A 10,017-nucleotide genomic window follows, 5' to 3' on the forward strand; every position below is an offset into this window, starting at 1 on the left:
CGACGGCTCCCTCCGGCTCACGGTCGGAGACGACGGCGTCGAGCAGCGCGCTGCTCTGCTCGCGATGCCGGGAATCGGACCCTGGACAGCCGACTACGTGCGCATGCGTGTGCTCGGCGATCCCGATGTGCTGCTCCCGGGAGACGTCGCGCTGCGCGCCGGCGCTGCAGCCTCCGGACTGCCGGGCGACGCACGCCCGCTCACCGTCTGGGCCGAGCGCACCGCCCCCTGGCGCAGCTATCTCAGCGCGCACCTGTGGCGCGCAGCACCTGTGCGCCCCGTGTGTCCTCGACGCGCCTCGGCTGCGGCACGTCCCACCCCCGCGGAAGACACGACGAAGAAGGAGACCCCATGACCGCCCTCATCCAGACCATCGAGACGCCGGACGGCGCCTTCACGATCCTTGCCGACGACCGGCAGCGCGTACTGTCGTCCGGCTGGACCTCAGACGTCGAGGCGATCCTCGGCAGGCTGTCCGCGGCGCACCGACCGGAAGATCTCCGAGACGGTGAGACCGAGGCCGCCGAGGCAGCGCTCGCGTACTACGCCGGCGACCTCTCCGCGATCGACGATGTCGCCGTGAAGCAGACCGGAACAGCCCTCCAACTCGCCGGCTGGTCGGCGCTGCGGTCGATCGAGCCGGGCGAGCCTCTGACGTACACCGGTTTCGCGACGCGGCTCGACAATCCCCGCGCCGTGCGCGCGGCGGCATCCATCTGCGCGCGCAACGCGCCGGCGCTGTTCGTCCCGTGCCACAGGGTGTTGCGCACCGACGGCACCCTCGGCGGATTCGCCTGGGGGATCGATGTCAAGGAGAGCCTGCTCGCGCGCGAGAGTCGCGCGGGTTGAGTCGCAGGCACCACGACGGGCGGTCGACATGGTGCCCGTCGACGAAGCATCCCGACCGACGCGGCCATAGGCTCGTCCCGTGACCGCCAACGATGCACTCGCCCTCCACCGCCGCGCCGTCGTCGCCGACGCACACAACGATCTGCTCTGCTCGGTGGCGAGCCGCCCCGCGGACGAGTGGTCGGACTACTTCCGTGCCCAGTGGCTTCCCCAGCTGCACGAAGGTGGTGTCGGGCTGCAGGTGCTGCCCGTGTTCATCGATGACGTGTATCGCCCGGAGGGGGCGCTGCGTCGCACCCTCCGCATGATCGAGGCCGCGCATCGGCTGGCGGAGGGCAACGCAGACACCGTCGGTCTGTGCGGGGATGGCGACGACATCGATCGGGTGATCGGCGAGGGCCGCATCGCGCTGGTGCTCGCCCTGGAGGGGATGCCCGGCATCGCCGACGACGTCGAGCTCCTCGAGACCGTGCATCGGCTCGGGGTGCGGATCGGCTCGGTGGCGCACTTCGGGCGCAGCGCGTTCGCCGACGGCAGCGGCGAAGACGCCGCAGGCAGCAGGCTGACGCGAACCGGGGTCCGAGCGCTCGACGAGATGGAGCGCATCGGCATGATCTTCGACATCAGCCACCTCGGAGCGGGCGGGGTCGATCACGTGCTCGAGCTCGCCACGCGCCCGGTCATGGCCACGCATTCCTCGGCCCGTGCGCTGTTCGACCACCACCGCAACCTCACCGATGCCCAGATCGCCGGGGTCGCCGAGAGCGGGGGAGTCGTGTGCGTCAACTTCTTCGCTCCGTACCTGCATGAGAGCGCGTACACGATCGACACACTGATCGACCACTTCGAACGCGTGGTGTCGGTCGCCGGAATCGAACACGTCGGGATGGGGCCGGACTTCGTCCGCGAAGTGCTGGAAGACACCACGGCACCGTGCTGCGTGCAGACGACGATCGAAGGCGTGCCGGCCGATCGGTACCTGCCGGGCCTCGAGGGCCCGGCAGGTCTCCCGCTCGTGACCGAGGCGCTGATGCGTCGTGGCTGGCGGGAAGAGGAGATCCTCGCGGTCCTCGGTGGCAACCTGCAGCGCTTCCTCCGATCCGGGCTCGGAGCCGCTGCCCTCGCCTGAGGCTCCGGCGTCTCCCCTCCGCGGTCATCGAGAGCCGCGGTCGACGGATCGGGAATGACTCTTGCTTTCAGCTGGTTCACAGCAATAGGCTGGTGGGCTGTCGCGCCAACCGGACGACATCGCCGAGCCCCTGAGGAGGACACCATGACCACGATCGCCACCGCGCGGATCGCAGCTCTCGGCTCGACCCCGGCGCGTCCGCTCTCCTAGAGCCACCCCGCCCCTTCTTCGTCGGATGCCGGACTCCACGAGTCCGCTCTCGTATCCGTCCCCTTCCGCAACCGCTTTCCATACGAAACTCGTCTGAGAGACATGTCTTCCTCGCCTTCCGTGCAGAATCCCTCGCCTTCATCGACCCTTTCCACTCCGGCCGCACTGTGGCGCCTGAAGCCCTTCGTGAAGCCCGTCATCTGGCGGCTCGCCGGCGGTGCCGCCAGCGCGCTCATCGCCGCCGTCATCGCCCTGATGATCCCGATCGTGCTCGAGCAGATCATCAGCGGACCCGTTCGCTCCGGTGAGATCAGCGCCATCGTCTGGGGTGCCGTCGCCGTCTTCGCTCTCGCCCTCGGCGAGGCCCTGATGGTGTGGCTGCGACGCCAGTTCGTGCTCAACCCGTCGACCGAGGTCGAGTACAAGATGCGCACCGAGCTCTACTCGCGCCTGCAGACCCTTCCGGTGTCGTTCCACGACCGGTGGGGCTCCGGACAGCTGCTCAGCCGCATGATGCAGGACATCGGCCTCATCCGCCGCTGGCTCGCGTTCGGGCTCGTGCTGCTGGTCGTCAACATCCTCACGATCATCATCGGCTCCGTGCTGCTGTTCCGCTGGCACTGGCTGCTGGGCACGATCTTCCTGGTGACCGCGATCCCGCTGTGGATCCGCGGTTACCTGTTCGAGAAGCGCTACGGCGCGCTTACCCGTCGCAGCCAGGATCAGGCCGGCGACCTCGCCACGAGCGTCGAGGAGAGCGTGCACGGCATCCGCGTGCTCAAGGCGTTCGGTCGTGGCAAGCACGCTCTCAGCCGCTTCAGCCGCCAGGCCGAGACGCTGCGCGAGACCGAGATGAGCAAGGCCGGCGCGATCGCGTCGATCTGGTTCTGGCTCGACCTCATGCCGCAGATCGCCTTCGGTCTCAGCCTGATGTCCGGCATCTGGCTGATCTCCGTGGGGCAGATCGACGAGGCACAGCTGTTCGCCTTCTTCGCGATGGCGGTCGTGCTGCGGTGGCCCATCGAGTCGATCGGCTTCCTGTTCTCGTTCATGCTGGATGCGCGCACGGCGACCGACCGCGTGTTCGACATCTTCTCGGAGACCAACACCATCACCGACCCGGAGAACCCGGTGCACATCGAGAACCCGCGCGGGGAGCTCGCGTTCCAGAACGCGCACTTCCGCTATCAGGACGCCGGTGCCCACGAGCGGGATCTGCTCGACGGCATCGACCTGGTGCTGCGCCCGGGTGAGACCATGGCGCTGGTGGGCCTGACCGGCAGCGGCAAGACCACTCTCACCACGCTGCCCACGCGTCTGTACGACGTGACGGGCGGCAAGGTGACGCTCGACGGTGTCGATGTGCGGGATCTCCCTCTCGCCGAGCTCCGTCAGCACATCGCCATGGCGTTCGAGGACGCGACACTGTTCTCGGCGACGGTCCGTGAGAACGTGCTGCTCGGACGTGCCGAACTCGATGTGCACAGCGACGAAGGCGAGCGGGTGCTCCGCGAGGCCCTCGACGTCGCCCAGGCGTCGTTCGTCGACGCGCTGCCCGACGGCGTCGAGACGGTGATCGGTGAAGAGGGGCTCAGCCTCTCCGGCGGCCAGCGTCAGCGGCTCGCCCTCGCCCGTGCGGTCGCGGCGAAGCCGAAGGTGCTCGTGCTCGACGACCCGCTGTCGGCTCTCGATGTCGACACCGAGGCCCTCGTGGAGGAGGCCCTGCGGCACGTGCTCGCCGACACCACGGCCATGATCGTGGCGCACCGGCCCTCGACCGTCGCCCTCGCCGACCGCGTCGCCCTGCTCGAGGCGGGTCGTGTGACGGCGGTGGGGACGCACTCCGAGCTGCTCAAGTCGAGCCGGCACTACCGCCACGTCATCTCGAGCCTGGAGGCCGAGGAAGCGGCGCGCACCGGCGCGATCCCCGTGATCCGCGATGAGCAGGCCGAGATCGACGAAGAGGTCCGCGAGGGCCTCGGGATGCAGGCCGCCGACGAAGACCCGATCACCGAGAAGGAGGTGCAGCGATGAGCTCCGCCGTCACCGGAACCCAGAACGAGGATCGTTCCGAGTACACCCGCGAAGAGAGCCGGGAGATCCGTCGTCGATCCCTCCGACTCCTCGGATCCCTGGTCAGCCCGTTGAAGCCGAGGATCGTCCTCGCCGCCGCGGTGCTGATCGTGTCGACCGCCCTCCAGGTCGCCGGCCCTATCCTCATCAGCATCGGCCTCGATCGCGCGCTGCCCGCGGCCATCGATCGGGCCGACTGGATGCCGACGTTCATGATCGGCGGCATCTATCTGCTGGCGGGTGCGCTCGCCGCCGTGCTGATCGCGTGGTACGTGATCATCGCGGCCAAGCTCACCCAGGCGGTGCTGCTCGATCTGCGCAAACGCATCTTCCTGCACACCCAGCGCCTGAGCCTGGAGTTCCACGAGTCGTACACGTCCGGGCGCATCATCTCGCGCCAGACGAGTGACCTCGACTCGATCAAGGAGCTCCTCGACGGGGGGCTGAACGAGCTCGTCTCCGGAGTGCTCTTCGGGCTCTTCACCTTCATCGCGCTGTGCTTCTGGGACTGGCAGTCGGGTCTCATCCTGGCGATCGGCGGCGTGCCGCTGTTCTTCCTGATGAAGTGGTTCTACTCGCGCTCGCAGTTGGTCTACCGCGAGTCGCGGGTGATCAGCGCGAAGGTGATCGTGCAGTTCGTCGAGACGATGACCGGCATCCGCGCCGTGAAGGCTTTCCGCAAGGAGCCGCGCAACGACAAGGCGTTCCAGGAGATCGCCGGTGACTATCGCGACGTCAACCGTCGCTCGATGCTGCTGTTCGGCACGTTCGAGCCCGGGCTCATGGGTGTCGCGGCCCTCGTGCTCGGAATCGTCGTGCTGTGGGGTGGTATCCGTGTCTCCGAGGGGGCGCTGACCGTCGGCGTGCTGCTGTCGGCGGTGCTGTATGTGCGCAACTTCTTCGCCCCGATGCAGGAGATCGCGATGTTCCTGAACTCTTACCAGTCGGCCACGGCCGCGCTGGAGAAGGTGTCGGGCGTGCTCGAGGAGGTGCCGACGGTTCCGGATCCCGAGAAGCCGATCGACCTCTGGGAAGCCCGCGGGCACGTGGAGTTCGACGAGGTGACGTTCGGCTACAACGGAGAGAAGACGATCCTCCCGAACTTCTCCCTCGACATCCCGGCCGGGCAGACGATCGCTCTGGTGGGCACGACCGGCGCGGGCAAGTCGACACTCGCCAAGCTCATCTCACGGTTCTACGACCCCTCCGAAGGGCGGGTCACCCTCGACGGCGTCGACCTGCGCTCGCTGCACCCGAAGGACCTCCGCCGCGCGATCGTCATGGTCACGCAGGAGGCCTACCTGTTCAGCGGGACCGTCGCCGACAACATCGCCCTCGGCAAGCCGGAGGCGACGCTCGACGAGATCAAGGCGGCGGCGCGGGCCGTGGGCGCCGACGGGTTCATCTCGTCGCTCCCCGACGGCTACGGCACCGATGTGAACAAGCGCGGCGGTCGGGTCTCGGCCGGTCAGCGTCAGCTGATCTCGTTCGCCCGGGCCTTCCTCGCCGACCCGGCGGTGCTGATCCTGGACGAGGCCACGGCGTCGCTGGACATCCCGTCGGAGCGACTGATCCAGGATGCCCTGCAGACCCTTCTCAAAGACCGTACGGCGATCATCATCGCGCACCGCCTGTCGACGGTCGCGATCGCCGACCGTGTTCTCGTGATGGAGCACGGACGCATCATCGAGGACGACACCCCTGCCGCGCTCATCGGCGGAACAGGCAAGTTCGCACAGTTGCACGCGGCATGGCAGGAGACGCTCGTCTGATCGCCCTCTCGACTGCTGCGACCACGCCCGCCTCATCGTCTCGGCGAGGCGATCACAGCCGCAGCAGTCGAGACCTCGGGCGAACGTCCGGGGGCGCGCATCGAGCGCGGTGCGTGGGTAGCATCGAGGTATGGACCCGTTGCTGCTCGTTGCCGAGTGGTGGTGGATCGCGCCGAGTGCGGTCGCCGCGGGGACGGTGGGGGTGATGGGAATGCGTCGTCGCAACAGCACGGTGAGCGGACGCCGCCTCGCAGTCGATGCTGCGCGTCATGATCTCAGGGAGGCGCAACTGGCCGCGGCCGAGAGGCGCACCGCCTGGAAGATCGCACGCGCCGACCTGGCTCGCGTCACCGCTGAGCGGGCGGCGCAGCGGGCGACGGCCGAACAGGTTGCCGGTGCGCGACGGATGCTGAAGGAGCGGGAGCGTGATGCGAAGGCCGCTTCGGCCGATGTCCGCGCGCGTCAGGTGCGTCTCAACGCGGCGCGGGCCGCGGTGCCCTCGGCATCGGAGCCCCCTCCCTTGGAGCGGCTGCACGCCGCTCACGATGCTGTGACGGCGCGGTGGATGCGGTACGAGACCGATCCGGCACTGCAGATCTCCTATCCGGCGATGACCGACGTCAAGAGTCCCGAGACGGCGGCCTACTTCCGTGCTGCCGGCCACGCGACGGACATGCGCCGCGCGGCGGCCGGACGCATCACCCCGGCGGAGTTCGCCGCCTATCGCGATGCCGTCGCCGAGCTCGAGCGCGCGTTCGAAGCGGCCGAGCACGCCGCGAAGGTGCAGGCGGGGGAGGCGCCGACCACGGCAGCGTGGCAGGACGCTGCGCAGGACATGCTCAGCCGTTCCGCGGAAGCCCTCGACCGGGCGGCCGGTGCGGCTGCGGCCGCCCTCTCGTCGTGGACGAATCGGCGCAAGCCCGGCGGTGGCAAGCCGGACGAACGCCCCTGAGTCACGAGGGGGACGCCACGACAGCGCGTCACATGAGGAGGTCGTGAGAGCGCTCCCCCGGAACCCCGTGAAAGGGCGACGAGGTCTCGATGGGGGAGGGGATTCGAGACCCCGCCGCCCGGTCTAGGTCGTGACCCGGATCTCGGCGATGACCTCGCCGTAGGCGGTCTCGCCCACAGGGGTGAAGCCGACGCGGTGGAAGAAGGTCTCCGGACCGCCTTCGCCCGCCTCGTAGATCACGTTGACGTGGTCGACGCCGCGCGCGCGGGCCTCATCGACGAGCGCCTCGACGGCGTACCGGCCGACACCGCGGCCCTGGTCGTCGGCATCGACGTTGATGCGCCACAGCACCGAACGGAAGTGCTCTTCCGGTGCCTCCGCGTCGAAGTTGGCGCTGACGAAGCCCACGACCTCGTTGCGGTCCAGGATCACCCGCTGCCAGGAGGTCTGCGGGTTGATGACGGTCGCTGCGATCCCGTACGAGACCGGAGCGAGGAACTGCTCCTGCCCGGGCTTGAGCGACAGGTTGTTCACGGCGACGATCGTCGCAGCGGAGAGTTCGACCATGCGCAGTTCGGACATGGACCCAGGCTAACCCCTCCCGGCAGGCGCGACACCTTTCCGGACAACATTTCGCTGCGCTCTGGCCGTTCGTCGATATGGGGTGGCCACCGGTCGTGGGCCGAGGCCGCAGGGCCAGACCGGCTCAGGTATCTTGGTATCGAGACAAATTTCCCCGCGAACGGAGTACCTCCCGGTGACCGACGACGCCATCATCTACACGTACACAGACGAGGCACCGGCGCTCGCCACCGCCTCGTTCCTCCCGATCATCCAGGCATTCACCGGCCAGGCCGGTATCGAGGTGGAGACGCGCGACATCTCGCTGGCAGGCCGCATCCTCGCCGCCTTCCCGCAGAAGCTCACCCCGGAGCAGCAGGTGGGCGATTCGCTCGCCGAGCTCGGCGGTCTCGCCACGCTCCCGGAGGCGAACATCATCAAGCTGCCGAACATCTCGGCTTCCATTCCGCAGCTGAAGGGGGCCATCGCCGAGCTTCAGAAGCAGGGCTACGACATCCCCGACTTCCCGGACGAGCCGTCCTCGCTCGAGGAGAAGGACGTCCGCGCTCGTTACGACCGCATCAAGGGCTCCGCCGTGAACCCGGTGCTGCGTGAGGGCAACAGCGACCGACGCGCACCACTGGCAGTGAAGAACTACGCGAGGAAGCACCCGCACCGCAACAAGCCCTTCGCCGCGGGCTCCAAGACGCGCGTCGCGACTCTCGGTCACGACGACTTCAAGCACAACGAGCGCTCCTGGGTCGCCGCACACGACGACGTGCTGAGTTTCCGCCACACGGCGGAGGACGGAACGGTCACGGTCCTGAAGGAGGGGCTCAAGGTCCTCCCGCGCGAGATCATCGACGCGACGTTCCTCTCCGCCAAGGAGCTCGACGCGTTCCTCGCCCAGACGCTCGAGGAGGCCAAGGCCGACGACGTGCTGTACTCGGTGCACCTCAAGGCGACCATGATGAAGGTCAGCGACCCGATCATCTTCGGTCACGTCGTGAAGGCGTTCTTCGCAGACGTGTTCGCGCAGTACGGAGACAAGCTGGCCGCTGCGGGCCTCAGCGCGAACGACGGGCTCGGCTCGATCCTCTCGGGTCTCGCGAACGTGGCCGACGGTTCCGAGATCGCCGCGGCCTTCGACAAGGCCATCGCCGAGGGCCCGCGTCTGTCGTACGTGAACTCCGACAAGGGCATCACGAACCTGCACGTGCCGAGCGATGTGATCGTCGACGCGTCGATGCCGGCATTGGTGCGCAACGGCGGCAAGCTCTGGGGCAAGGAGGGCGAAGAGGCCGACACGCTCGCCGTCATCCCCGACTCCTCGTACGCGAGCGTCTATCAGGCTGTGATCGACGACGTGATCGCGAACGGTCCGCTCGACCCGGCCACGATCGGCACGGTTCCCAACGTCGGGCTGATGGCGCAGGCGGCTGAGGAATACGGCAGCCACGACAAGACGTTCGAGATCGCGGCAGACGGCATCGTCCAGGTGCTCGACAGCGAGGGCACCGTGCTCATCGAGCACACGGTCGGCAAGGGCGACATCTGGCGCGCGACGCAGACCAAGCACATCCCGGTGATGGACTGGGTCAAGCTCGCGGTGACCCGCGCCCGTGCGACCGGCGACCCCGCCGTCTTCTGGCTCGACGCGAACCGTTCGCACGATGCGCAGATCATCGCCAAGGTGCACCAGGGTCTCGCGACCCTCGACACCAAGGGCCTCACGATCACCATCCTCGCGCCGGAGGAGGCCACGCGTTACACGCTCGCTCGCATGCGTCACGGGCTCGACACGATCTCGGTCACCGGCAACGTGCTGCGCGACTACCTGACCGACCTGTTCCCGATCCTCGAGGTCGGCACGAGCGCCAAGATGCTCTCGATCGTGCCGCTGCTCGCCGGCGGCGGCCTGTTCGAGACCGGTGCCGGGGGCTCGGCGCCCAAGCACGTGCAGCAGCTCGTAGAGCAGAACTACCTGCGTTGGGACTCGCTCGGTGAGTTCTTCGCGCTGGCTGCCTCGCTCGAGCACTTCGCCGACCGCACCGGTAACGAGAAGGCCCGAGTGCTCGCCGAGACGCTGGACGCCGCGACCGGGACGTTCCTCGAGGAGGACCGCTCGCCCGGTCGTGCTCTGGGCACGATCGACAACCGCGGCAGCCACTTCTACCTGAGTCTGTACTGGGCTCAGGAGCTGGCGAAGCAGACGAAGGACGCCGACCTCGCTGCGGCGTTCGCACCGATCGCCGCGACGCTCGCGCAGAACGAGGAGGCCATCGTCTCCGAGCTCAACGCCGTGCAGGGCGCGCCCGTCGAGATCGGCGGCTACTACCGTCCGGACGACGCGTTGGTCGAAGCGGTCATGCGTCCGTCCACGACGCTGAACGGTATCGTCGACGCACTGCGCTGAGTAGTCGACGCATAAGTCGACAGAAGGGGGCGGACGCTGCGGCGTCCGCCCCCTT

Annotated in this window: 7 protein-coding genes and 1 pseudogene; 7 read left to right on the forward strand and 1 reads right to left on the reverse strand. The window is 68.2% G+C overall.

Annotation, left to right across the window (positions count from 1 at the left end; genetic code table 11):
- From B2869_RS03935 to B2869_RS03960, 6 genes and pseudogenes are all read left to right on the forward strand, one after another.
- A pseudogene (locus tag B2869_RS03935) lies at positions 1–355 on the forward strand (DNA-3-methyladenine glycosylase); the annotation flags it as partial.
- Positions 352–849 (forward strand): methylated-DNA--[protein]-cysteine S-methyltransferase, encoded by a 498-nt coding sequence (locus tag B2869_RS03940; protein WP_029266939.1) that lies wholly within the window; start codon positions 352–354, stop codon positions 847–849. The pseudogene B2869_RS03935 and the gene B2869_RS03940, both read left to right, overlap by 4 nt.
- Positions 850–928: 79 nt before the next feature.
- A complete protein-coding gene (locus B2869_RS03945) occupies positions 929–1,978 on the forward strand; it encodes a dipeptidase (RefSeq protein ID WP_292763035.1) in 1,050 nt (349 codons plus the stop codon).
- A 312-nt stretch (positions 1,979–2,290) separates the two neighbouring features.
- Complete coding sequence (locus B2869_RS03950) at positions 2,291–4,222, forward strand: ABC transporter ATP-binding protein (RefSeq protein ID WP_031206834.1); 1,932 nt, start codon at positions 2,291–2,293, stop codon at positions 4,220–4,222.
- Complete coding sequence (locus B2869_RS03955; RefSeq protein WP_292763043.1) at positions 4,219–6,033, forward strand: ABC transporter ATP-binding protein; 1,815 nt, start codon at positions 4,219–4,221, stop codon at positions 6,031–6,033. Before B2869_RS03950 ends, B2869_RS03955 begins: the two co-directional genes overlap by 4 nt.
- A gap of 130 nt (positions 6,034–6,163) precedes the next feature.
- Positions 6,164–6,985, forward strand: coding sequence for a hypothetical protein (locus tag B2869_RS03960; protein WP_292763046.1), 822 nt, complete (start codon positions 6,164–6,166; stop codon positions 6,983–6,985).
- Between the two features lie 123 nt (positions 6,986–7,108).
- Here the strand turns inward: B2869_RS03960 and B2869_RS03965 are convergent, their stop codons facing one another.
- On the reverse strand, positions 7,109–7,567 hold the full coding sequence (locus tag B2869_RS03965; RefSeq protein WP_021198850.1) for a GNAT family N-acetyltransferase: 459 nt from the start codon (positions 7,565–7,567) through the stop codon (positions 7,109–7,111).
- Between the two features lie 175 nt (positions 7,568–7,742).
- Between B2869_RS03965 and B2869_RS03970 the strand changes: the two genes are divergently transcribed.
- The gene (locus tag B2869_RS03970) at positions 7,743–9,962 is read left to right on the forward strand and encodes an NADP-dependent isocitrate dehydrogenase (protein WP_292763049.1); all 2,220 of its coding nucleotides are present in this window, start codon (positions 7,743–7,745) and stop codon (positions 9,960–9,962) included.
- Positions 9,963–10,017 lie beyond the last annotated feature (55 nt).

This window comes from Microbacterium sp. UBA3486 (assembly GCF_002377845.1).
Classification (GTDB): domain Bacteria; phylum Actinomycetota; class Actinomycetes; order Actinomycetales; family Microbacteriaceae; genus Microbacterium; species Microbacterium maritypicum_A.